General features: G+C 73.2%; 25 protein-coding genes. 16 read left to right on the forward strand and 9 right to left on the reverse strand.

The genetic code is table 11. The annotated features are described in order from the left end of the window. Positions 1-5: 5 nt before the first annotated feature. Genes ACOOHC_RS18365 through ACOOHC_RS18380 form a run of 4 tightly spaced genes read left to right on the forward strand, consistent with a single transcriptional unit; the run spans position 6 to position 3153 of the window. A complete protein-coding gene (locus tag ACOOHC_RS18365; RefSeq protein WP_420451811.1) occupies positions 6-1589 on the forward strand; it encodes a methyl-accepting chemotaxis protein in 1584 nt (527 codons plus the stop codon). A gap of 54 nt (positions 1590-1643) precedes the next feature. Further along, entirely contained in the window at positions 1644-1925 is a 282-nt protein-coding gene (locus ACOOHC_RS18370) for a hypothetical protein (RefSeq protein WP_420451812.1), read from the forward strand. Further along, positions 1922-2305 (forward strand): chemotaxis protein CheB, encoded by a 384-nt coding sequence (locus tag ACOOHC_RS18375; protein WP_420451813.1) that lies wholly within the window; start codon positions 1922-1924, stop codon positions 2303-2305. The genes ACOOHC_RS18370 and ACOOHC_RS18375 overlap by 4 nt, the downstream gene beginning before the upstream one ends. Then, positions 2302-3153 (forward strand): CheR family methyltransferase, encoded by an 852-nt coding sequence (locus ACOOHC_RS18380; protein WP_420451814.1) that lies wholly within the window; start codon positions 2302-2304, stop codon positions 3151-3153. Before ACOOHC_RS18375 ends, ACOOHC_RS18380 begins: the two co-directional genes overlap by 4 nt. Before the next feature lie 205 nt (positions 3154-3358). Here ACOOHC_RS18380 and ACOOHC_RS18385 read toward each other — a convergent pair whose 3' ends face one another. From ACOOHC_RS18385 to ACOOHC_RS18395, 3 genes are all read right to left on the reverse strand, one after another. Next, the gene (locus ACOOHC_RS18385) at positions 3359-3568 is read right to left on the reverse strand and encodes a hypothetical protein (protein WP_420451815.1); all 210 of its coding nucleotides are present in this window, start codon (positions 3566-3568) and stop codon (positions 3359-3361) included. Next, positions 3565-4728 carry a hypothetical protein gene (locus tag ACOOHC_RS18390; RefSeq protein ID WP_420451816.1) on the reverse strand — a complete coding sequence of 388 codons (1164 nt, stop codon included), beginning with the start codon at positions 4726-4728 and terminating at the stop codon, positions 3565-3567. The genes ACOOHC_RS18385 and ACOOHC_RS18390 overlap by 4 nt, the downstream gene beginning before the upstream one ends. A 500-nt stretch (positions 4729-5228) precedes the next feature. Further along, entirely contained in the window at positions 5229-5474 is a 246-nt protein-coding gene (locus ACOOHC_RS18395; protein ID WP_420451817.1) for a hypothetical protein, read from the reverse strand. Positions 5475-5716: 242 nt separating this feature from the next. Here ACOOHC_RS18395 and ACOOHC_RS18400 point away from each other — a divergent pair, with 242 nt between their 5' ends. From ACOOHC_RS18400 to ACOOHC_RS18415, 4 genes are all read left to right on the forward strand, one after another. Beyond that, the gene (locus ACOOHC_RS18400; RefSeq protein WP_420451818.1) at positions 5717-6295 is read left to right on the forward strand and encodes an RNA polymerase sigma factor; all 579 of its coding nucleotides are present in this window, start codon (positions 5717-5719) and stop codon (positions 6293-6295) included. Then, entirely contained in the window at positions 6288-6920 is a 633-nt protein-coding gene (locus ACOOHC_RS18405; protein WP_420451819.1) for an anti-sigma factor, read from the forward strand. The genes ACOOHC_RS18400 and ACOOHC_RS18405 overlap by 8 nt, the downstream gene beginning before the upstream one ends. A 91-nt stretch (positions 6921-7011) precedes the next feature. Then, positions 7012-8127, forward strand: coding sequence for a methylenetetrahydrofolate reductase C-terminal domain-containing protein (locus tag ACOOHC_RS18410; protein WP_420451820.1), 1116 nt, complete (start codon positions 7012-7014; stop codon positions 8125-8127). Between the two features lie 78 nt (positions 8128-8205). After that, complete coding sequence (locus ACOOHC_RS18415; RefSeq protein ID WP_420451821.1) at positions 8206-9336, forward strand: glycine cleavage T C-terminal barrel domain-containing protein; 1131 nt, start codon at positions 8206-8208, stop codon at positions 9334-9336. A gap of 24 nt (positions 9337-9360) precedes the next feature. On the opposite strand, the gene ACOOHC_RS18420 is transcribed toward ACOOHC_RS18415, so the two are convergent. Further along, positions 9361-10608 (reverse strand): DUF389 domain-containing protein, encoded by a 1248-nt coding sequence (locus ACOOHC_RS18420; RefSeq protein WP_420451822.1) that lies wholly within the window; start codon positions 10606-10608, stop codon positions 9361-9363. Between the two features lie 302 nt (positions 10609-10910). Here ACOOHC_RS18420 and ACOOHC_RS18425 point away from each other — a divergent pair, with 302 nt between their 5' ends. Then, positions 10911-11843, forward strand: a complete 933-nt coding sequence (locus ACOOHC_RS18425; protein WP_420451823.1) for a diacylglycerol/lipid kinase family protein — start codon at positions 10911-10913, stop codon at positions 11841-11843. 20 nt (positions 11844-11863) lie between these two features. Here the strand turns inward: ACOOHC_RS18425 and ACOOHC_RS18430 are convergent, their stop codons facing one another. Then, positions 11864-12715, reverse strand: a complete 852-nt coding sequence (locus tag ACOOHC_RS18430) for a DUF1206 domain-containing protein (protein WP_420451824.1) — start codon at positions 12713-12715, stop codon at positions 11864-11866. 186 nt (positions 12716-12901) lie between these two features. On the opposite strand from ACOOHC_RS18430, the gene ACOOHC_RS18435 reads away from it, so the two are divergent. Beyond that, positions 12902-13429, forward strand: a complete 528-nt coding sequence (locus ACOOHC_RS18435) for a hypothetical protein (RefSeq protein ID WP_420451825.1) — start codon at positions 12902-12904, stop codon at positions 13427-13429. A gap of 49 nt (positions 13430-13478) precedes the next feature. Beyond that, positions 13479-14423 carry a hypothetical protein gene (locus ACOOHC_RS18440; RefSeq protein ID WP_420451826.1) on the forward strand — a complete coding sequence of 315 codons (945 nt, stop codon included), beginning with the start codon at positions 13479-13481 and terminating at the stop codon, positions 14421-14423. Between the two features lie 4 nt (positions 14424-14427). Here ACOOHC_RS18440 and ACOOHC_RS18445 read toward each other — a convergent pair whose 3' ends face one another. Then, entirely contained in the window at positions 14428-14946 is a 519-nt protein-coding gene (locus ACOOHC_RS18445; RefSeq protein ID WP_420451827.1) for a DoxX family protein, read from the reverse strand. A gap of 153 nt (positions 14947-15099) precedes the next feature. Here ACOOHC_RS18445 and ACOOHC_RS18450 point away from each other — a divergent pair, with 153 nt between their 5' ends. Then, positions 15100-15945 carry a TauD/TfdA dioxygenase family protein gene (locus ACOOHC_RS18450; protein WP_420451828.1) on the forward strand — a complete coding sequence of 282 codons (846 nt, stop codon included), beginning with the start codon at positions 15100-15102 and terminating at the stop codon, positions 15943-15945. Continuing rightward, positions 15942-16112 carry a hypothetical protein gene (locus ACOOHC_RS18455; RefSeq protein WP_420451829.1) on the forward strand — a complete coding sequence of 57 codons (171 nt, stop codon included), beginning with the start codon at positions 15942-15944 and terminating at the stop codon, positions 16110-16112. The genes ACOOHC_RS18450 and ACOOHC_RS18455 overlap by 4 nt, the downstream gene beginning before the upstream one ends. 54 nt (positions 16113-16166) lie before the next feature. Here ACOOHC_RS18455 and ACOOHC_RS18460 read toward each other — a convergent pair whose 3' ends face one another. From ACOOHC_RS18460 to ACOOHC_RS18470, 3 genes are all read right to left on the reverse strand, one after another. Further along, positions 16167-17072, reverse strand: a complete 906-nt coding sequence (locus tag ACOOHC_RS18460) for an SDR family oxidoreductase (RefSeq protein WP_420451830.1) — start codon at positions 17070-17072, stop codon at positions 16167-16169. 77 nt (positions 17073-17149) lie between these two features. Then, positions 17150-18109, reverse strand: a complete 960-nt coding sequence (gene pheA / locus ACOOHC_RS18465) for a prephenate dehydratase (protein ID WP_420451831.1) — start codon at positions 18107-18109, stop codon at positions 17150-17152. Next, entirely contained in the window at positions 18106-18822 is a 717-nt protein-coding gene (locus tag ACOOHC_RS18470) for a TlpA family protein disulfide reductase (RefSeq protein ID WP_420451832.1), read from the reverse strand. Before ACOOHC_RS18470 ends, pheA begins: the two co-directional genes overlap by 4 nt. A 90-nt stretch (positions 18823-18912) precedes the next feature. Between ACOOHC_RS18470 and ACOOHC_RS18475 the strand changes: the two genes are divergently transcribed. From ACOOHC_RS18475 to ACOOHC_RS18485, 3 genes are all read left to right on the forward strand, one after another. Further along, complete coding sequence (locus tag ACOOHC_RS18475; RefSeq protein ID WP_420451833.1) at positions 18913-20778, forward strand: hypothetical protein; 1866 nt, start codon at positions 18913-18915, stop codon at positions 20776-20778. Continuing rightward, positions 20775-21509 carry an ABC transporter ATP-binding protein gene (locus ACOOHC_RS18480; protein ID WP_420451834.1) on the forward strand — a complete coding sequence of 245 codons (735 nt, stop codon included), beginning with the start codon at positions 20775-20777 and terminating at the stop codon, positions 21507-21509. Before ACOOHC_RS18475 ends, ACOOHC_RS18480 begins: the two co-directional genes overlap by 4 nt. A 239-nt stretch (positions 21510-21748) precedes the next feature. Continuing rightward, the gene (locus ACOOHC_RS18485; RefSeq protein ID WP_420451835.1) at positions 21749-22735 is read left to right on the forward strand and encodes a DUF2510 domain-containing protein; all 987 of its coding nucleotides are present in this window, start codon (positions 21749-21751) and stop codon (positions 22733-22735) included. Positions 22736-22767: the final 32 nt, after the last annotated feature.

Here is a 22767-nt window from a genome sequence, read left to right on the forward strand (position 1 = left end):
ACGCCGTGACCGATGTCGACAGCCCCGTCCACCGCGGACCCGCTCCGCTCCCCCACCCGCTCGCCTCCGAGGCGTTCGGTTCGATCCATCCCCCGGCCACGGCCGCACCCCAGAAGGACCACCCCATGACCTCCGCGACGAACGTCCACCCTCCCGCCCCGACCTCCGACGTGGCCGTCGCTCAGCACCCGTTCGACCCGTCGTCCACGCTGAGCGTCGCCGACGTCGTCGACGACACGGCGCGGACGACGGAGATCACCGAGCTCGAACTGGCCGATCTGCGAGGTCAGCTCCGGGCGATCAGCGAGTCGCAGGCCGTCATCGAGTTCGAGCTCGACGGCACGATCATCCACGCCAACCCCAACTTCTGCGCCGCGCTCGGCTACGCCGCCGATGAGATCGTCGGGCGGCACCACCGCATGTTCGTCCAGCCGGAGGAAGCCGCCTCGCCCGACTACGCCGACTTCTGGGCCAAGCTCGGTCGCGGCGAGTTCGACGCCGGCGAGTACCGGCGCATCGGTGCCGGCGGGCGCGAGATCTGGATCCAGGCCACCTACAACCCGATCCTCGACGCCGCAGGTCGACCCTTCAAGGTCGTCAAGTACGCCACCGACATCACCGCGGACGTCAACGCGCGGCGGCGCCTCCAGACGGGGGTCGAGGAGATCCTCGGCGTCGTCGTCGCCGCCGCCGGCGGCGACCTCACCGGAGAGATCACGATCTCCGGCGACGACCTCGTCGGCCGGATGGCCGACGGCATCACCACGCTGCTGGGCGACCTGCGCGAGAGCATCGCGTCGATCGGGCGCAACTCCGAGACCCTCGCCGCCGCAGCCGAGGAGCTCCAGGTCGTGTCCGAGCAGATGGGCTCCAACGCTGCGGAGACCTCCACCCAGGTCGGTCTCGTCACCGAAGGCTCCGTCGAGGTCTCCCGCAACGTCGAGACCGTCTCCACCGGCGCCGGCGAGATGACCGCCTCGATCAAGGAGATCGCCAAGAACGCCGCCGACGCGGCGAAGGTCGCCGAGCAGGCCGTCGACGCCGCCACCACCACCAACCAGACGATCGGCAAGCTCGGCGAGAGCTCGAGCGAGATCGGCGCGATCGTCAAGGTGATCACCTCGATCGCCCAGCAGACGAACCTGCTGGCCCTCAACGCCACCATCGAGGCCGCCCGCGCCGGCGAGGCCGGCAAGGGCTTCGCCGTCGTCGCGAACGAGGTCAAGGAGCTCGCCAAGGAGACCGCGAAGGCCACCGAGGACATCTCCCAGAAGATCGAGGCGATCCAGAGCGACACCGGCCGATCCGTCGAGGCGATCTCCACCATCGCCGGGATCATCGACCAGATCTCCGAGTACCAGAGCACGATCGCCTCGGCGGTCGAGGAGCAGGCGGCGACCACCAGCGAGATCGCCCGCTCCGTCGACGACGCCAGCCGCGGCTCGAGCGAGATCACCGACAGCATGCGCGCTGTCGCCGCAGCGGCCGAGAACACCTCGTCGGGCGCGGCCGACAGCCAGCAGGCCGCCACCGAGCTCGCCCGGATGGCCGCCGAGCTCCAGGGCCTCGTCGCCAAGTTCACCTACTGACCACCGCCACGCCCCGCCGCCCCACCCGGAACCCGGACACCGAGCGGAGACTCGATGCGCGTCCTGATCGTCGACGACTCACGAACCACCAGAACGATCCTGCGCCGAACGATCGTCGGGCTCGGCCACGCCGACGTCGACGAGGAGGGGCACGGCCGCGAAGCGCTCGAGAGGACGCGCGAGCACGTCCCCGGGCTCGTCCTCGTCGACACCTCCGGGAGCAGCCCGAGGGTCGTGTACGAGGCGCTCGAGGCGGGGGCCGACGAGTTCGCGATGAAGCCGATGACTCCCGACGTGATCGGGAGCGAGCTCGAGATGATGGGACTCTCGGCGTGAGCACCGCTCCTGGCGCGCCGCTCGGCGCGGCCGGGGAGGCGACGGCGCGCACGGCGGAGCCGGCGGCGGGACCGATCGACCTCGTCGTGGTCGGATCGTCGACGGGCGGCCCCGACGCCCTCGCGGAGGTCCTCGGTGGCCTCCAGCGCGACCTGGCGGTGCCGGTCGTCGTCGTCCAGCACATGCCTCCCGTGTTCACCCGCCTGCTCACCGAGCGGCTCGATCGGGCATGCGCGCACGAGGTGCGCGAGGGCGCCGACGGAGCGGACCTCGAACCCGGTGCGGCGTGGATCGCGCTCGACGAGATCGATCCGACCATCACCCGACGAGCCGGGACGACCGGCCGCGTCGCCGAGCGCGCAGCCCTCGCCTCGCCGTGAGCCTCACCCCCTCGGAGTTCGACTTCCTCGCGACGATGCTCGTGCGCGAGTCCGCGATCGTCCTCGAACCGGGCAAGGAGTACCTCATCGAGAGCCGCCTCACCGGACTGATGCGCCGCGAGGGCCTCGAGACGTACGCCGAGCTGGTCGGGGAGCTGAGCTCCCCGGGAGCGGGGCGCCTGCGCGATCTCGTCGTCGACGCGATGACGACGAACGAGACCTCGTTCTTCCGCGACACCCACCCCTGGGCGACCCTGCGCGACGAGATCATCCCGTCCCTCGTCGAGGCGAGACGGTCGGCGCGACGCCTCACGTTCTGGTGCGCGGCGTCGTCGAGCGGCCAGGAGCCGTACTCGCTCGCGATGCTGCTCCACGAGCACTTCGCCGATGTCGTCGCCGAGTGGACGGTGAGCATCGTCGGGACGGACCTGTCTCCGACCGTGATCGCGAACGCCTCGGCCGGCCGCTTCAGCCAACTCGAGGTCGATCGGGGGCTCCCGGCAGCGATGCTGGCGCGCCACTTCCGCCGGGACGGGATCGAGTGGCGGATCTCCGACGACATCCGCTCGATGGTCCGCTTCGAGCAGGGCAACCTCGCCGACGATCGCTGCATCCAGCGCACCGCCCTGGTCGACGGCGTGCTGATGCGCAACGTCATGATCTACTTCGATCCGGCGGTGCGGGCACGGATCCTGCGCGGTGTCCACGCTCGTCTGCGCTCCGACGGCTTCCTCCTCCTCGGCTCGGGTGAGAACGCCGTGCTCGACGACGGCTGCTTCGAGCGCGAACGTCGCGACCGCACCATCTTCTTCCGACCAGCGAGACAGCTGAGCACCACCGCGAGCTAGACCCGAGACGCCCGTCGCCACGGCGCTCGGGACGAACCACCCCGGTGTCGACGTCCTCGACATCCGCTCCGTGGCCGGCCAGAGCACGCACCTCGCCGGCCGGTGGGCCGACATGCAGCTGGACGAGGTCGCCGCGCTCGCTGCGACGTGGGGTCGCGACGGGCTCGAGTCGGCCTGCCGAGGCGACCCCGTCGGTCCCACCGGACTACGGGTCGGCCGGCTCGTGGGTCCAGTCGGGGCGCTTGCGTGCCTGGGTGGGGTCGAGCACGAATCGATCGTCGACGAGATCGACGATCTTGGTGATCTCCAGCCCTCTCGGCGGCCGTCGCGCCGACGAGTCGTGCATGTCGGCGAGGAGGCTCGCGACGACGCGTTGCTCCTGGGAGGGCAGGAAGCAGCGGGACGCGTCGGTCACGCTCGCGAGACGGGCGCGGAGCTCGCCGTAGACGGCTCCATCGGTGACTCCGTCGAGGCCACGGAGGATGCGGTCACGTGCTGGCAGCCGAGCTTGCACGCCGAGCACTGGCCGCACGACTCGACCGCGAGGAACGTCGAGACGGCGTGGGCGAGCTCGGCTGGATCGGTGCGATCGTCGTAGACGATGAAGCCGCCGGTCCCGAGGCCGGCACCCGCGGCGTCCATGTGCTCGTACGTCAAGGGGGTCTCGGTGAGCTCACCGGGCAGGACCGGGTTGGAGATCCCGGACAGCACGTACTTGATCGCACGACCGTCGGCCACGCCACCGCCGAGCTCGGCGATGACGGTGGAGAGCGGTGTGCCGAGCTCGTACTCCCCGACGCCGTGGCGGACGGTGTCACCCGACACGGTGCAGATCATCGTGCCCGGCGATTCCGCCGTCCCGAACCGCCGATACCACCCTCCGCCGTTCGCCACGATGGCCGGGATCGCGGACAGGGTCTCGATGTTGTTGACCAGGGTCGGGTTCGAGGCGTCGCGACGATCATCGGGCAGCGACCGGCCGGCCGACCAGCCGATCTGCGGGCTCGTCGTGAACAACCCGTAGAGGTAGGGCGGGAAGAGGCGCGGGAGCGGCTCCTCGCCCTCGATCACCTCCAGGAGCGCCTTCTCCTCACCGAACAGGTACTCGTCGGGCCCACGAACGAGGGCGATCTCGATGTCGGGCGCCCACCGGGCGGCATCGATCTCCGAAGCGGCGGACGCGACGGCGTCGGCCTCCACCTGGAACGACGACTTCAGCGCGACGAACACCCGTCGCGCGCCGACGGTGCGCGCTGCGATCAGTGCGCCCTCGAGCAGCAGGAACGGGTTGTGGCGCAGCAGCGCACGATCCTTGAACGTGCCGGGTTCGCCCTCCGCCCCGTTGGCGACGACGAACCGCTCGCCCACGTCGGCGCCCCCGGAGACGATCGAGCGCCACTTGGTCGCCGTGGAGAAGCCGGCACCGCCGCGACCGCGCAGCCCCGATCGCTCCAGCTCGTCGAGAACGCGCTCGGCGCCGTCGTGGGCTGCGCGCTGCCAGCCCGTCCCGCCGCCGCGCTCGACGTGCTCGACGAGCGACGTGACCGGGGCGCCATCGAGCAGCATCGCCGTCATCCCGTCCCCGCCGTCGGTCGGCGCGACCCGTCGCTGCGTCGTCGAGCGATCGTGTCGCACCCGGAGCCGACGGGGACCCGGGACCCGGTCGAGCTCGGGGTCCGCATCGCTCCCTCGCGTCGGCGATCGGGTCGAGGGCTCGGCGATCGTCGCCGAGCAACGAGACCAGACGCTGGCCGGTCTCCGACGCCACGGGACCGTGTCCGTCCGCGATGACGGCCTGGTCGGCGGGCGGGCCGGCCTGGCGGGAGCGTTCGAGCACCTCGACCAGAGGAGAGCTCGCAGCGGGTTCGTGGCTCCGCTGCCTGCCCTGCGTCGTCATCGCTCACCACGGTCACGGTACCGAGGATGGCCGCTCATCTCGAACTCGACGACGGACCGCGCCGGCGCCACGGAACGGCCGGCGACGCAGCTCACCGACTCGCACACGACTCGGGAGCATCGCGCCTCGCGCGGTCGGCGGGTCCGCACGATCATCGGACCGTGCGGACCCGGGGACGTCAGCCGTTGTTCGGAGCGGGGGGCGGGTTGTCCGCGCCGCAGTCGAAGGTGGCCGGCGAGCGATCCTGGCCGGGCGACGCGTTGCGCCAACCGTCGGTGCCGCCGCGGTTGCCGTTGCCGTTCGTCTGGTGGATCCGGCCCTGGCCGTCGGTCACGCAGTAGTGAGCCGCGCTGGCGGACGAGGAGCTGGCGAGCATCCCGATCGAGGTGCCGGCGACGGCGAGGATGGCGATCTTCTTCTTCATGGCGGTTCTCCTTCGTGGTGGACGCCGTGGCACGTTGCCCGGCACCTCGTACATGCGAAGGGATCGACCGGTGTCACCGACCTCGGCGAAACACCTGTCTGCGCGGTCGTCGAACCACTCACCGCAGGGGGTACGCGAGATCGTCATCGACCTCGCGCCTGCGAGCGCCCACCCTCGACCGACGTGGCTATCTTCGGGCCGGCGTGACGGCACCCCGTCCACGTGCATGAACCGAGGGATGGATGGACGACGCTCTCGACGAGGACGCGCTGCGAGCACTGGTCGAGCGCGCACGTCAGCACTCGTCGGACGCCTGGGAGCAGCTGTACCGGCGCTACCGGCCGCGGCTGATCTCCTACGCCGATCGTCGCCTCGACTCCGCTCACTCGGCCGAGGACGCCGTGAGCGAGGCGTTCAGCCGGGCGGTCGCGGGCATCGACGGGTTCACCTGGCAGGGGATCGGGTTCGTGGGATGGATGTACGGCATCACGCGCAACGTGGTGCTCGAGTCGAACCGCTCGGCGGCCCGCGATCGGGCCCTCGAGGAGAGGGAGACGAGCGCAGCACGCACCGACGGCCGACTCGCGACGGACGACGCCGACCACGACCTCCAGCGCGAGCACGAACGCGGCGTGCTGCGCCGGGTGTTCGACGAGCTCGACGAGGCCGATCGGGAGATCCTCGAGCTCCGCGTCGTCGGCGAGCTCTCCGCCACCGAGGTGGGCGCGATCCTCGACAAGCGGCCCGGCGCGGTGCGCATGGCCCAGTCTCGTGCGCTCGAGCGACTGAGGATCGCGATGAGGGAGGCCCAGGATGCGTGACGACGAGCTGAACGACGCTCTCCGCGACGCCCTCCTCGGACCGGTGCCCGACGTCGACGAACGGCGCGTCGACGCGCTGCGAGCCGCCGTCGACGGTCGTCGCGACGCCGCGGAGGTCGACGACGAGCACCCGAGCTCGGATCCGGTGCCCCTCGACGACCGTCGTCGGCGCCGCCGGCGCCTCGTCCCGGTCACGGCCGTCGCCGCCACGATCCTCCTGGTCGTCGGTGGAGCGGTCGCGCTCCGGATCGCTCGCCAGGGTGACGCGACGGACGGCGTGGAGTACGCCGGCCCGATCGCCGGACCGGCCGGCAGCGGCGAGCTCCGCGTCGTCGAGACGGGGATCGGCCGCGTCGTCGACCTCGACACCCGAGCGCTCGAGATCCTCCCGACCGGGGAGTACTACGAGGTCTGGTTCGTCGCCGACGACGACACGCCCGAGCGGCCGAACCGGATCTCGGCGGGCACCTTCCATCCCGACCCCGGCGGACGGTCGCGCGTCACCTTCGCGGCCGCGGTCGATCCGGCGAGGTACCCGACCGTGGAGATCACCGCGGAACCCGGTGACGGCGATCCCGCCCCGACGGGACCGACGGTGATGACCGCCGACATCCCGGCGACCTGACGCGCCGGAACCCGCGGCCGTCGAGTCGCCCGCCGTCGCCGCTCGTCCCCCCTCCACCCCGACCGCCACACCGGCGCGGGGGGTAGAAACGGTGTCGTGCAGTGCCGTCGCCAGCGCTCCCGGGGTCCACTTCGACCCGTTCCCGTCCGGCGACGAGAACGGGCTCCGGGCGATGGGCTCGGGTGATCCCGCGTGCCCCAAGGAGATGGTCCACGGGCCGTGCGGCGGGGTGCGTGACGACGGGGGGTGCGAGGTGGAGGGGATCGCGTGCCCGTTCGCCGACGCGACGTCCCCCGTCGCCTGGGCCGGACCGGACGCACGGACGGAGAGCTCGATCACCCCACCGGCCCGGTGGCTGCTCGACGTCCGCATCGACGACACGCTCCCCCGCCTCGAGCCCTGGGCGGATCGCCTGCGCGCCCTCGACGCGGTCGTCCTGATCGGCGAGCACCTGGACGAGCCGATCTCGATCGCGCCGGCCGTCGCCGCGCGTCGCTGCGCCGACATCGGACTCGGCGCGCTCGTCACGGTCACCGGGCGAGATCGCACCGCGCAGCAGGCGACCCACGAGGTGGGCGCCGTGGTCGAGGCGGGAGCCGTCGGGGTCCACTGCGTCACCGGCGACCACCCGCGCGCCCGGTTCCCCGATCGGCCCGGCAGCGTCCGGTTCGGGAGCGACGGCGTCCGCATCGCTGCCCTTGCGGCATCGGCCGGCGCCGGTCTCGTCTCGGTGGCCGAGAGCCCGGCGGCGACCCCGACGGCGATCCGACCCGGACGCCTCCTCGAGAAGGAGCGGGCCGGGGCGACGATGGGGGTGCTCAACCACGCCGGCGGGGTCGTCGACCTCGAGGCGTTCGCTCGCGAGGTCCGTCGCGGCGGAGCGCAGCTCCCCCTCGCCGCACCGGTCCCCGTCATCACCTCCCGGCGGGCCGCCGAGGCGCTCATGGCGTTCCCCGGGCTGGTGCTCCCCGACGGCTTCGCCGCCGCCATCGTGGCCTCGGACCAGCCGGTGACCGACGGGGTCGAGGCTGCGGTCACGTTCGCCGCCGACCTGCTCGGCGGGCACGCCTACCGATCGATCAACCTGTCGGGCGGCGCATCGCTCCCGAGCGTCGAGCGGATCGAGGTGCTGGTCCGCATCATCGAGTCGGTCGAGGAACGCGTCGGTCCGACCGCCGCACCGTCCCCGCGGCAGCCGGCCGGCTGACACCCCGAGCACCCGACACGACACGCCCGCCGGAGCCCGAGCGCGATTCGACGCGGTCGTGGCGGGTACGAGCCCGCCGTGACGCACCAGGATCCCGAGCTGCTCGCCTCCCTCAACGCCCGGACGCGGACATCGCCGTTCTTCGACCGGACCGTCGCCGCCGGCCTCGCACGGGTCACCGAGTACAACCACATGTGGCTCCCGCAGGACTACGGCGACCCGTCCGCCGAGTACGAGCGGCTGACGACGGCCGTCGCGATGTGGGACGTCGCGGCCCAGCGCCACATCGAGGTGACGGGGGTCGGCGCGACCGGCTTCGTCGACGCGGTCGTCGCGATCGACGCCACCGAGGTCGACCCCGGCACGACGACCTACGCCCCGATGGTCGACCACGACGGCCGCCTGATCAACGACCCGGTGCTGGTGCGCCTCCCGGACGGATCGTGGCGCCTGTCGATCGCAGACGGCGACATCGGGCTGTGGCTGCGCGCCATCGCCGCCGAGCGGGGCCTCGACGTCCGGGTCCGCGAGCTCGACACCGCCACCCTCGCGGTGCAGGGTCCGTCGGCGTCGGCGGTGGCCTCGGAGCTCCGCCTCGACCTCGACTCGCTCGAGTCGCGCCACGTCGGCGGAGCGACGATCGCCGACGACATCGACGTGTGGCTCAGCGTGACCGGGTGGAGCGGCCAGGACGGCTTCGAGCTGTTCCTCGACGATCCCCGCCACGCCGAGCGGCTGTGGGACGCCGTCGCCGACGCCGGGGCCGACCACGGCATCGGCCCGGGGACGCCGGACCCCGTCGAGCGGATGGAGGCCGGGCCGCTGCTGTCCTACGGGACCGACTCCGGCTACGACGCCGACCCGTTCGAGCTCGGCCTGGGCGACGTCGTCGACCTCGACTCCGGACCGTTCATCGGTCGCGACGCGCTGGTGCGCATCCGCGACGCGGGCGCCCGGCGCCGTCTGACGGGATGCACGATCGGGGGCGGTCCGCTCGACGGGCTCATCCGACCGGTGCGCCTCGGCGCTCGCGACGACGTCGTCGAGCAGCTGCGGGCGGCGGGTCGCTCGCCGGCGTTCGACCGGGTCATCGGGCTGTGCCTCGTCGCGGCCGAGCGCGATGCCGGCGAGCGGTTCGACGTCGACACCCCCCACGGCCACCGCGAGGTCGAGCTCGTCGACCTCCCCTTCTCGGACTCGCTCACCTGATCGAGGCACGGCATCCGGCCACGGTCACGGTCCGCCTGCGAACGCCCGCACCGTGACGAGGGCGGTCACGTCGTAGGAGCCCTCGACGACCTCCTCGATCTCGGATCCGATCTCCGCCTCGGTGAGCGTCGCGGCCGATCCCTGGAGGATCTGGACCACCACGTCCACGACGACGGTCTCGGGTCCGGGATCGTCGGGGCGGGTGAACGTCGCGTCCACCATGACCAGGTCCACGTCGTCCGTCGACTCGAACACCGACGACACGGTGGACGCGATCTGCTGGGTGACGGTCGCACGCTCGAGGTTCGGCGACGTGGTGCGCTGGAGCACGACGAGGCCGACGACCACCAGGGCGGCCAGCGCGAGGCTGACCCAGCGCACCCCGGATCGACCGTCCGACAGGCCCGAGCACTCCGGCCGCAGCCCGTAGAGGCCGAACACGAGCGCCCCCGCCAGGTTGATCCCGGCGAGCTGCAACCCGAGCAGGAAGAACCCCGACACCGCCATCTCCCACTCGCCGAGCACGACGGCCATCCCGACGAGGCCCGCCGGCGGAGCCAACGCCGCCGCCACCAGCACCCCGGTGGCCGCGGCGGACACCAGGCTCGATCGCTCGGACTGCATGAGGTTGAGGGCCCCGGCCGCACCGCCGATCAGGGGGAGGAGCACCGCCTCGCGCGAGAGGTTCGCCGTGGCCGACATCGCCGACGTCACCACCTCACCCCCGAACACGAGGTGCAGCACCCCCGCGACCACCACGGTGGTCGCGATCGCGGCGACGTAGCGCCGCAGGTTCTCGAACAGGTGCGGCCGGTCGCCGTGCGCCGTCGCGATCGCCGCGTTCATGGCCGGGCCGCCGAAGGGCGCGATGAGCATCGCGCCGATCTGCAGCGCGACCGAGTCGGTGAACAGCCCGAGCCACACCACGGCGCCGGCGGCGCCCGCGTAGCCGAGGAAGCCGGCCCAGGCCCCCGTGGAGTGCTCCCCCTTCATGTACACCTCGGCCGGGCTGAGCGGCGACAGGTCGGTCAGCGACTCGGTGGTCGCCGAGCGCGAGTCCATGGTGATCGCGTCCTGCGACGAGAAGGTGCACCGGATGTGCTCGTCGCTGTCGGACGCGTCCTGCAGGATCCGACCGACGGCGTCGTTCGGCACGGTGGCGTCGATGTAGGCGACGCCGCCGTCGGTCCACGAACGCAGGTTCGTCGCCTCACGGTCGCGCAGCGACTCGACGAACCCCTCCGGTCGTGGCGGAGTGATCGAGAACGTCAACCGTCGCATGGGGGTGGGTTCGGCGCACCCGGCCGAGAGGGATCGTCACCGACGCCACGGCGAACGGTGTCGCACCTCTACCCGGATCGGCGGGGGACGATTCACCCCGCCGATCGCCGTCGGCGATCGGGCGCACCTCCGCGAGCCGGGACCGGTCCTCACCGGGCGTCGTCGGACCGCTCGGAAGACCCCGGCGGCGCCGGCCCCGCGGTACGGTCGCGTCGTCGTGTGCCGTCCCCACCCCACGGTCGCCGTCGATCCCGGCGGCGCTCCCCGGCGTCCGGGTGCCGGAGGTGCGCGCCGTGACGGCTGATCCGACGATCGGGGTGCTGATCAACGACGGCAAGCAGGTCGCCGGCGAGGGGTTGGAGCACCTGCGCGCCGCCCTGGCCGACGCGGGTCGCCCCGACCCGCCGTGGCGGGAGGTGTCGAAGAGCAAGAAGGCACCGCCGGCGGTCGTCGAGCTGATCGAGGAGCTCGGCGTCGACCGGCTGCTCGTGTGGGGCGGCGACGGGACGGTGCGGCGCTGCGTCGACACCCTGCTGCGCGCCGGCCACGACCACGTCACGATCGGCGTCCTCCCGGCCGGCACGGGCAACCTGCTCGCCGACAACCTCGGCATCCCGATCGACCTGCGCGCCGCGGTCGACGTCGCGCTCCACGGCGTGCCCACCGCGATCGACGTGGGGGTCGTCGACGTCGGGGCGGGAGCGGACGAGCAGCAGCACTTCGTCGTGATGGCCGGCACCGGCTTCGACGCGCTGCTGATCGAGGAGGCCGACCACGGCCTGAAGGACCGCCTCGGGCGGCTCGGGTACGTGTGGGCCGGGGTGCGCCGACGCCACGTGAGCTCGGCGCAGGCGATCGTCACCGTCGACGGGTCGCCGTGGCGCACCGGCGCCGCCTCCTCCGTGATCGTCGGCAACGTGGGTCGCCTCATCGGTGGCGTGCCGGCGTTCCCGGCCGCCGATCCGACCGACGGGCGCTTCGAGGTCGGCGTGATCGAGGTGCGCGGCGGGCTCGACTGGATCCGGCTGTTCGCCGCCGTCTACACCCGCCGGGTCGATCGGTCCCCGTTCGTGCACGTGACCACCGGGGAGCGCATCGTGATCGAGCTCGATCGGACCCTCCCCTGGCAGGTCGACGGCGGTGGCCGAGACCGCGCCGACCGGTTCGACATCACGTGCCTCCCGGGTGCGATCCGCATCTGTCGACCGCACCACGAACCCGGCTGAGCCCGCCCGGGCGTCCCCGCTCAGTCGTCGGACTCGTTGTCGCGGATCGTCCGTCGGCGGTGGCTCGCGATGCACAGCGTCCCGTACGCGACGAGGCCGACACCGCACGCGAGGACGAGCGCGGACCCCGTCGTCGAGGTCGACGCCTCGCGCAGCGCCCGATCGAACCCCCGCGCCTCGGAGGCGTCGAAGGTCCAGGCGGCCCGGACGAGGAAGAACCCGATCAGCGCGATCACGGTCGCGCGCCCCACCCACCCGACGACCCCGACGACGATCAGGACCTGGCTGCGCGTCGGCCCGTCGCTCGACTCGTCGGACGACTCGTCGGTGTCGGTGAGCCCCTCGACGAAGCCGCGCTCGACGGCGTGGCGGTACGCGAAGTAGAGCGCGACGACCGTCGTCGTGGCGCCGGCGAGCCCGACCGCCCAGCGCCCGATCGAGTTGTCGAGCGTCGCCCGGCTCGCCCGCTCGATCAGGCTCTCCCCCTCCCGCTGCGTGCCCGACCACGCGATCCGTCCGGCGCTCCACGCGAAGGCCGAGTAGGTGATCGTCGCGGCCACGTGCCCCGCTCGGCGCCACCAGTGGAAGATGGTGGACCCCCGGATGAACACGAGGCTCAGCGCCTGGAAGGCGATGTACAGGACCATCCCGACGACGAGCAGCGCGAGGACCAGCCGCCCGCCGGGGAACGACGCCACCCGCGTGAGGGCACCGGTGGGCGAGGCGTCGTCGCCCGACGGGGCCTCGTCGAACGCCACCGAGACCGTCAGCAGGCCGACGACGACGTAGATCACGCCGCGCGACAGCCAGCCCACCCGCACGGTGCGATCGACCCACCCGGGCGGATCGGATCGATCGATCAGCTCCGACACCGAAACCGAACCGATCGCCGCGACACGCCTCGACCGTAGCGACGTTCCGGACGCGCTCCGCTCGGTGCCGCGTGGGTCGGGGCCCGCCGCCGGCGGGCTCTCGCCGCACGTCGAACCCGGTGTCGGCGGGGCGGGTTCGTCGTGGCCCCCGATCCCACCCCGTGACGGCACCGGTAGCGTGATCGGGTGAGCACCGAGCGCAGCGGCGGCGTGGACCGCGCCGGTGTCGGCGCGCTCGCTGCGTCCGGCGTCCTCGTCGCCCACGAGGTCGGGTACCTGGTGGGGGACGGCGCCTCGGTGTCGCACGCCTACCTCGGCGTCGTCGGCCCCCTCGTCGTCCTCGCGACGTGCGCTGCGGCGTGGTGCGCCGCGGTGCGGGTGCTGCGTCACGACCCCCGCCGCCTCCCCTCGCTGTCGACGCTGGCCCTCCTGCAGATGTCGGCCTTCGTCTCGATGGAGGCGGGCGAACGCCTCGTGGCGGGATCGGTCGACCCGTCCGTCTCCGGCCCCGTCGTCGCCGGCCTGCTGCTCCAGCCGCTCGTCGCCGCCATCGCCCTGCAGCTCCTGCGCGTCGGTCGCTCGCTCGTCGAGGCCTGGCGCGACGGTCGCCACCGCATCGCCGGGTCCGTCCTCCCCCCGGCGCTCGCACCCGTCTCCGTCCTCGTGCGGGGCCAGGGCAGCGGGGAGCCGCGGCTGCGTGGTCCGCCGCGCTGATCGATCCCACCCGATCAGCCCGCGAAGACCACGAACCGAGGAGAACACCGTGCACACCACCACATCCGCGCACCGCCTGGGCGCGCTCGGCCTCGCTGCGACGCTCGCCGTCGCCGCGTGCGGCTCCGACGACGCCGCCTCCGACGGAGGCGGGCCCGACAGCGCCCCCGCGTCGAGCTGCGCCGACGCGATCGAGGCACCGACGCCAGCGGCCGCCACCGGATCCACCGCGGCGATGTCCGACGACGCGATGGACGACGACGCGATGACGGACACGACCGACGGCGCGATGGACGACGACGCGATGGACGACGACGCGATGGACGACGACGCGATGGAAATGGACATGTCGGCGATGGACATGGGCGACGCGTCCGCGACCCCTGCGAGCGACGTCGACGGCGCCGCGCTCGCGTGCGGCGAGTTCGAGCTGCTCGACTCGCGCCCGAGCGGGTACGACGACGTCGCGGGAAGCGCCGTCATCGCCCGGTCCGACGCCGGGACCACCGTCACCACCCGGCTGACGGGCCTGCTGCCGAACGTCGACTACGTCAGCCACCTCCACGAGGACCCGTGCTCCGACAGCGGCGGCGACCACTTCCAGTTCGTCGACGGTGACGTCGAGGTCCCGCCGAACGAGATCCACCTGCTGTTCACGAGCGACGGTCAGGGGGAGGGCTTCATGACCGCGGAGAACGACGCGGTGGCGGGCGACGACGCGGTCGCCTTCGTCGTCCACCCGGTCGAGTTCATCGACAACAAGATCGCCTGCGTCGACTTCGCCGCCGACGACCCCGACGCCGTGGCCGCCGCCATCGAGTCGGGTCCGGCCTTCGACGAATCCCAGCTCGAGGGGATGGCCGGGACGGACATGGACGAGATGGACACGGACGAGATGGACATGGACGAGATGGACACGGACGAGATGGACACGGACGACGGCGGGTCGGCGGACGACGGCGGGTCGGCGCCGGACCCCGACGACGACGGCTGACACCCTACTCGGCGGGCGGGGGTCGCCAGCAGGTCGCCAGCAGCACGGCCGCACCGACCCCGCCCGCGCCGACCGAGAGCGCGAGGCCGGTCCAGCCGTCGAGGTCGTCGTCGATCCCCAGGGCCCGGTCCAGCGACCAGCCCCCCGCGCCGATCGCTCCGAGCACCATCCCGCACAGCGCGAGGGTCATCACGTACTCCCACCCCTCACCCGGGCGGAAGATGAAGAAGCCGTTGCCACGGTGGTTGATGACGAACGCCACGGCCATCGTGCCGACCACGCCGGCGCCGCCGAGCGGGGTCAGCAGGCCCAGCACGAGCGCGACCCCGGCGGCCATCTCGGTGACGCTCGCCAGCCACGCCTGGACCAGCGCTGGGCGCATCCCCATCGACCCGAACCACCCGGCCGTGCCGGAGATCTTCCCTCCGCCCCAGATGTGGTTCCACCCGTGAGCGAACATGACCGCGCCGATGCCGCAGCGGAACACGGCGAGCGCGAGGTCGGCGGCGGCGGTGTCGTTCATCGGGCTGATCTCATCGGGCTGCTCCTGGACGTCCGATCGGTGCGGCGACCCGACCGGGCCCGCGTGACCGTCCTACTCGCTGGAGCGAGCCGGCGGCGGATCGGCGCGCCTCACCGCTCGCCGCCGATCCGGGGCGTGGCGTACCGTCCGCCCATGGCCATCGACGTGCGACCATCGGGCCAGGTGTGCGGCGCGACCGTCACCGGACCCGACCTGAGCCAGCCCCTCGACGACGCGACGATCGCCGAGATCCGTTCCGCGTGGCTCGAGCACCACGTCCTCGCGTTCCCGCAGCAACGCCTCACCGACGACGACCTCGAGCGGTTCACCCTCGCGTTCGGTCCCTTCGGCGACGACCCGTTCATCGCCCCGATCGACGGACGTGACCACGTCATCGCCATCCAGCGGACGGCCGACGAGACCGCCCCGCTGTTCGCCGAGAACTGGCACACCGACTGGAGCTTCCAGGAGCACCCCCCGGCCGGGACGTGCCTCTACGGGATCACCATCCCTCCCACCGGCGGCGACACCCTCTTCGCCGACCAGCACGCTGCGCTCGACGCGATGCCCGACGAGCTGCGCGAGCGACTCGAGGGTCGGCGCGCGATCCACTCGGCGCGCGGCGGCTACGCCCCGAGCGGGATGTACGGCGACGCCGACTCGGCCACCGACCGCAGCATGTCGATCCGGCCGTCCGCCGAGGCCGAGGCGACCCAGCTCCACCCGATCGTGCGCGACCACCCCGAGACCGGCCGACCCGGCCTGTTCGGCTGCATCGGCTACGTGATCGGGATCGACGGCCTCGACGGCGACGCCGAGCGAGAGCTGCTCGGCGAGTGGTACGCCTGGCAGACGCGCGACGACTTCCGCTACCGCCACGAGTGGGAGGCCGACATGCTCGTGATGTGGGACAACCGCTCGGTCCTGCACCGCGCGACGGGCGGCTACGACGGACACGATCGACTGCTCCACCGCACGACCATCGGGGCGTCGTCGTGATCCCGCCGCGCCGGGTCGCCCTCTCGCCCGCGACCTCGGAGGCGCTCGGTCTCGCGACCTCGACGGGGCTCGCCGAGGTGGCCGACGTGCGCGAGCTGGTCGTGACCGACCGAGCGCGCTGCGGTGAGGCCCACCGCATGGACGGCGTCGACGTCGTCCGCGTCTGAGCGCGCCCGGCCGTCGGGCGACGACGGCCTCGATCCGACGACCCCGGCCGGGTGTCAGGTCGTGATGTCGAGATCGAAGATCTCGCGGAAGCGCCGTGCGTACTCCTCGTCGTCGGTCGCCGCGCCGAGCGCGAACCAGTCGGCGGGATCGATCCGGTCGTGCTGGTTCGACATCTCCGGTCCGCCCCAGCTCACCGCGTAGCGCAGCTTCGGGTCGTCGGTGGTGGTCGCGTGCTCGACGAGGCGCCCGACCTCGACGGGGTCCGTCGCCTGCTCCATCCCGGCTGCGTAGAACTGGAACATGTGGCGGTACGCGTCGTCGTAGGCGCCGGTCGAGTTCGGTGCGTCGACGTTCTTCGCGAAGATCGCCGATCTGGTGACGCCGGGCTCGATGATCGCCACTCGGATCCCGAACGGCGCGACCTCGAGCGCGAGCTGCTCGCTCGCGCCCTCGAGCGCCCACTTCGACGCCACGTAGGGCGCCTGGGCGGGGGCGCCGATGCGACCGGCGACCGACGTGACGTTGACGATCGTGCCGCTGCCGCGCTCGCGCATCTGGGGGAGCACCGCGGCGCTGCACCGGGTGGCGCCGCACAGGTTGACGTTCATCACGTCGAGGAACATCTGCGACGTCGACTCCTCGACCACCGCGTTGCCGCCGACGCCCGCGTTGTTCACGAGGTGGTCGATCCGGCCGGCGCGCCCGAGGATCTCCTCGAAGCCCCGCGCCACCGACTCGTCGTCCGCGACGTCGGCGACCGCGAGCTCGATCGCGACCCCGGCGCCGTCGGCCATCGCCATCAGCTTCTCCGCCTTCTCGAGCGCACGGACGGTGCCGACGACGTGGTGGCCGACCGAGGCGAGGTGGATCGCCGTCGCCCGACCGATGCCGGAGTTCGCTCCGGTCACGACGGTCACGGGCTGATCGGGGTCGGGAGAGGTGATCTCGGCGTCGGGCACCGCGTCAGCGTAGGACGGCGCGATCGCACCGCCCGGGGTCGGCCGTCGCCGTCGAGCGACCCCGGCCGCCCGCGCCGTCAGCCGCCCACGTCGGCGCGGATGTCGGCCAGCCAGTCGTCGGCGTCGCGCCAGCGTCCGTCGGCGTGCTGGCGCACGGTCTCGGCCGCCTCCCCCGTCGCCGGGTAGGAGCCGAGGAACTTCACCCCGCCCTGCTTCGCGTGCAGCGAGCGCATCGCGTCGGCGAGGAGCTCGTCGGACACGTGACCGTCGGCGTACATGATGAAGCAGTAGTCGCCGAGGCCCCCGACCTTCGTCGGCCGGCTGAACAGGTTGGACAGGTTGATCCGGCGGGCGGCGAACTCCTGGAGGATCGAGATCAGGCTGCCGGGCGCGTCGGCGCGCTGGTGCACGACGAGCGCCGTGCGGTCGTGACCGGTCGCCGCCGGCACGCCCGAGCGTGCCACCATCACGAAGCGGGTCTGGTTGCCGTCGTGGTCGGCGATGTCGGCGGCGGCCACCTCGAGGCCGTAGACCTCGGCGGCGATCCGCGGCGCGAGGGCGGCGAGCGACCGATCCGACGACTCGCTCACCCGGCGGGCCGCGTCGGCGGTCGAGTTCGCGGCCGTCACCTCGATCTCCCCGAGCTGCTCACGCAGGTACCGGTGGCACTGCGCGGTCGCCACCGGGATCGACAGGACCTGGGTGACCTCGTCGAGCGACACCCCGATCGGCACGAGCAGGCAGTGCTCGATGTCGATCACGACCTCGGCCGTGATGATCAGGTCGTAGTCGAACGCGAGCGCGTCCTGGGTGAAGTTCACCATCCCCTCGATCGAGTTCTCGATGGGGACGAAACCGGAGGTGACCTCCCCGGCCGTGACCGCGTCGAGCACGTCGGGCACCGTGCGGTACGGGACGTGCTCCGCGCCGCTCGAGGCGCCGATCGTCTTCAGCGCCTGCTGGGTGAAGGTGCCGAACGGGCCGAAGAAGCCGATCCGCCGTGACGGGCCCGGCTCCGCGTCGACGCCCGCGCTCACGCCGAGCCGGCCGACGCGAGGGCGTCGTCGAGGAACGCGGTCGTCTGCTCCGCCGTCGCCTCCCCGGCGCGGCGTGCGAGCACGGTGCCCTCCGCGTCGAGCACGACGGTGAACGGGAACGACGCCGCTCCGAACGCGCGCAGCGCGGAGAGCTCGGTGTCGTCGGCCACGACCCGCCACGGCCACCCCTCGGAGTCCAGCCACTCCGACGGCGGGAAGTTCGGCTGCGACGGGTCGACGGCGGTGCTCACCGCGACCACGTCGACGTCGTCGGGGAACGTCCCCGAGTCGGACATCTCGACCAGCACCGGGACCTCGTCGTTGCAGTGGGGGCACCAGTGGGCGAGGAACACCACCATCGTGGCCGATCCCGTGGCGCCGCCGATCGTCACCGGCGTCCCGTCGAAGCTCTCCCCCTCGACGATCGGGGCGGAGGTGCCGACCGCCGCGTCCGCGGGCCCGTCGTCGAACGTCGCGAGCGGCTCGCCCGAGACCGTGATCGTCGAGGTCTGCTGCGGCTCGCCGGACGACGCCTGCTCCGAGGTGTCGGGAGCGACCGTGGCGGCGGTCCCGGCGACCTCGGCGGCCGCGCTGGCGTCGCCGTCGGTCGTCGCGGACGAGGTGTCGTCGGAGCCGCACGCGCCGACGCAGAGCGCCAGCGCGGCGAGACCGGCCGCGACCCGGGTGCGGGAGGAACGGGAGGGTGTCGTCACCGGATCGAGTCTGGCGCGTCCGACGCCGCTCCACATGGCGCGCGTCGACGAGCACCCTCGACTCCCGCCGGCGGGTACCTTCACGGGCTGATGGCTGGTGCGCCGATCTCCGACCGTGGCGCCGCGACGGAGGCGGGCGCGACCGACGACCCCGCCGACCCCGTCGACCCCGCCGACGGCGTCTCCGATGCCACCTCCGATGCCACCTCCGACGCGGCGACGCTCGCCGAGCTGCGACGGACCCGTCGGGAGCGCCGACTGGGCGACACCGAGTGGTTCGACGTGCTGTACCGGGTGTACCTGTTCGCGCTCGTCGGCTCGGTGGCCGTCGTCTACGCGTCCGACGCGATCGCGGGGGTCCTCGACGACGAGCTCGCGACCGCCGACGTCGTCGGGCGCGGTCCGACGATCGCCGGCGTCGTCGCCGCCGTCGCGCTCGCGACCGGGCTGCGCAGCGGAGCGGACGGCGGGCCGATCTCGATCGAGGCCGCCGACATCGACCACCTCCTGCTGTCGCCCCTCGACCGGCGGCGGGTGATGGCGCGACCGCTGGTGCAGCGGATGCGTTCGATCTCGTTCGCGCTCGGCCTCGCGATCGCGGTCGTCGCCCAGTTCGTCGCACGCGAGATCGCGGGGTCGCGCGCCGCCTGGGCAGCGAGCGGGGCGCTGTTCGGGGCGGTCCTCGGCGCGATGTTCGTCGGCTCGGCCGTGGTCGCCCACGCCCTGCGACTCCCACGAGCCGCCGCCACCGCGAGCGGAGGGGTCGTCGTGGCGTGGCAGGCGGCGGTCGCGTGGCGAACGTGGACCGGCGACGCCCGGGGCATCGAGGGTGCCGGGCCCACCGACCTGGTCGGCAGCGTGCTGTTCTGGGGGATCCGCCAACGCGCCCTCGACGTCGTCGCCCTGGGTGCGATCGTGGCCGTCGTCGGCGTGGCGCTCGCGCTGGCCGGACGACTGCGCCTCGAACCCCTCGAGCGCCGTGGCCAGCTCGTCTCGCAGCTGCGGTTCGCCGCGACCGTGCAGGACATCCGCACCGTCGTCGCGCTGCGCCGCCAGCTCAGCGCCGAGTCGGTCCGCCGACGACCGTGGTTCGGCATCGGGCTCGCCGACGGCGCTCGGCGCGCGGGCGGCGCGTCGCCTCCGCACCGGACCCGATCCGCCGACGCTCGGCCCCGAGCCGTCCGCCGGACGCGGACGTCGACGTCCGCCGTGGCTCCCGCCGTGGTCTGGAGGCGCGGCGCGACGTCGATCGCCCGACTGCCGCTCGGGCGGCTCGTGCGGATCGGCGCGATCGCCGCGATCGGCGGCGCCGCGGCCTCGCTCGCCGTGTCGGAGTCCGCGCTGCTCGCCGTGGTGGTGGTCGGCGCCGCGTTCCTCGTCGGGCTCGAGGCCGCCGAACCCCTGGCGCAGGAGGTCGATCGGCCCGATCTCGCCGAAGCCCTGCCGATCGACAGGGGGTGGTTGTTCGCCCACCACCTCGTCGCACCGGCCGCCCTCGTCGCGCTCGCCGGTCTCGTCGGGGCGGTCGCCGCAGCGGCGGTCCACCCGTCGCACGCTGCCGGGGCGTTCGCGCTCGCGATCCCCGTCGCGTGGACGGGGGCCATCGGCTCGGTCGTCACCACCGTCCGCGACGCACCCGAACCGCTCGCCGTGTCGTCGACCAACCTGATGGGAGCCGAGCGCGGCGCCGAGACCTCGCTCGCGCCGCCCGAGTTCGCCGGGATGTCGAACGCCGTGACCGGCGCCGTGCCGATCGTGCTCAGCGCGACGGCCGCCCTGCCCGTGCTCACGATGCGCCTCGACGCGTCGTCGTCGACGATCGTGCGCTCGTGGATCGGGGCGGCGCTCGCCCTCGCGATGCTCGTCTGGTGGATCGTGCGGCGCGACCGGTGGGCGGTGTCCGTGCGGCGGTTCTTCGCCGCCGGGCGGGCCGAGGCGGCGGGGAGCGCGCCGTGACGGCGGCGATCGAGACGATCGGCCTCGCGAAGCGCTACGGCGACCACGTCGCCCTCGAACCGCTCGACCTCGTCGTGCCGGCCGGCCAGCGCGCCTCGTTGATCGGGCACAACGGAAGCGGCAAGACCACCCTCCTGCGGATGCTCGCCGGGATGCTCGAACCCAGCGACGGGACCGCCTCCGTCGCCGGTCGGCCGGCCGGATCGAGCGAGGCTCGGGCGGCGCTGTCGTACCTCTCCGACCGGCCGGTGTTCTACGACGACCTCTCCGTGCGCCAGCACCTCGAGTACGTGGCCCGCCTCCACCGCACCGAGGGTTGGGCGGAGCACGCCGAGGAGCTGCTCGAGGTCGTCGGGCTCGCCGACCGCGCCGACGACCTCCCGGCGACGTTCAGCCGTGGGCTCAAGCAGAAGGCCTCGATCGCGATCGCCTTCGTCCGACCCTTCGAGGTGATGGTGATCGACGAGCCCTTCGTCGGGCTGGACCAGGTGGGGCGCGCCGCCCTGCTCGACCTGATCGGCTGGGCCCACGAGGACGGCGCGACCGTCGTCGTCGCGACCCACGAGCTGGCGAGCGTCGCGTCCGGCGAGCGGCTGATCGCGCTCGCCGACGGGAAGGTCGCCTTCGACGGGGACCCGGCCGAGGCGGACACCGACGCCCTCGCCGCCGGCGCCGCCGATCCGCCCGATCGCGACGGCGGAGACGTCGAGACGTCCGACGGGGGCGGCTGAGGCGCGCTCCCGGCGACGCCCGCCGTCCGCGGCGCGCACCGACCGGGGCTCCCCGCCGGCCGGGGCGTCGATCCGCCCGGGGACGCCCATCCGACCGAGAGGCGACGGTGCCGTCCGCGAGGGGCCCTCCGGCGCTCGTCGCCGACCGTTCGTGGCCCGACGCACGCGCATCGCGACCGGGGCCGTGGGCACCCTGCGCGTCGCGGAACTCCCGTTGCGTGTCGGGTATCCTCCCGCTCATGCAGGAGTTCTCATCGGTCACCGCTTCCTCGTACGACGCCGAAGCGCTCGCACCCATGCTCACCGAGAAGGCCGGCGAGGGGTGGGAGGTCATCGGGATCGTGACCGCCGGGACGAACGTCATCGCCTACCTCCGACGAGGCGGCCCGACGTCCTCGGTCGGCTCCGCCGGCGGCACCGACACGTCGTCCTCCGCCGCCGGCTCGTCGACGGCGCTGCAGACGACCGACGAACCGGCCGCCTCGGAACCGGCCGGCGACGCCGCCGCCGTCCTCCCCGTCGGACAGGACGACTGGTCCGACTCCGACGACTCCGATGCGGTCGCCGCCGAGGCGACGCCGATCTCGCCGTCGCTGCCCGGCGACGAGCAGAGCTCGCCCGCGTCGACGACCACCTCCTCACCCGAGGCCGTCGCGGCCGTCGAGGCGTCGGGTGAGCCCGCCGGGTGGGGTGCGGCGCCGGCCGACTCCGATCCCGGTTCGGACGAGCCCGAGATCGGCGATGCCACCGCCGCGATCGGTGGCGGCATCGGATCCCCGGCCTCGGTCGGGCACGCCGCGTCTCCCGGCGACGCCTCCACCCCGAGCGACGACGCGGGATCGGGCGCGAGCAGCGTCCTCGGGGGCATCGGCGAGCAGGCCGACGGTGACCCCAGCGGGTCCTCGCCGCCCTCCACCCCCGGTCCCACCGACAGCACCGACAGCACCGACAGCACCGACGACGCTCCCTCCGCCGAGTCGGCGGTCGGCACCGGGAGCACGGCCCAGGCGTCGGGCACGACCGCCACCGAGGACACCGGGACCCAGGGCACGGCGACCCAGGACACCGGCGCGCAGGACACCGGCGCGCAGGAACCGTCGGGGGTCCCCGCCGGCTGGTACGCCGATCCGTCCGGGCGCTTCGAGCTGCGCTACTGGGACGGCAGCGCGTGGACCGAGCACGTCAGCCGCGCCGGCCAGCAGTACACCGACCCGCCCGTCGCCTGAACCTCACGGTGGCACGACGGGTCGGACCCGAC

This window comes from Ilumatobacter sp. (assembly GCF_965215205.1).
Taxonomy (GTDB): Bacteria; Actinomycetota; Acidimicrobiia; order Acidimicrobiales; family Ilumatobacteraceae; genus Ilumatobacter_A.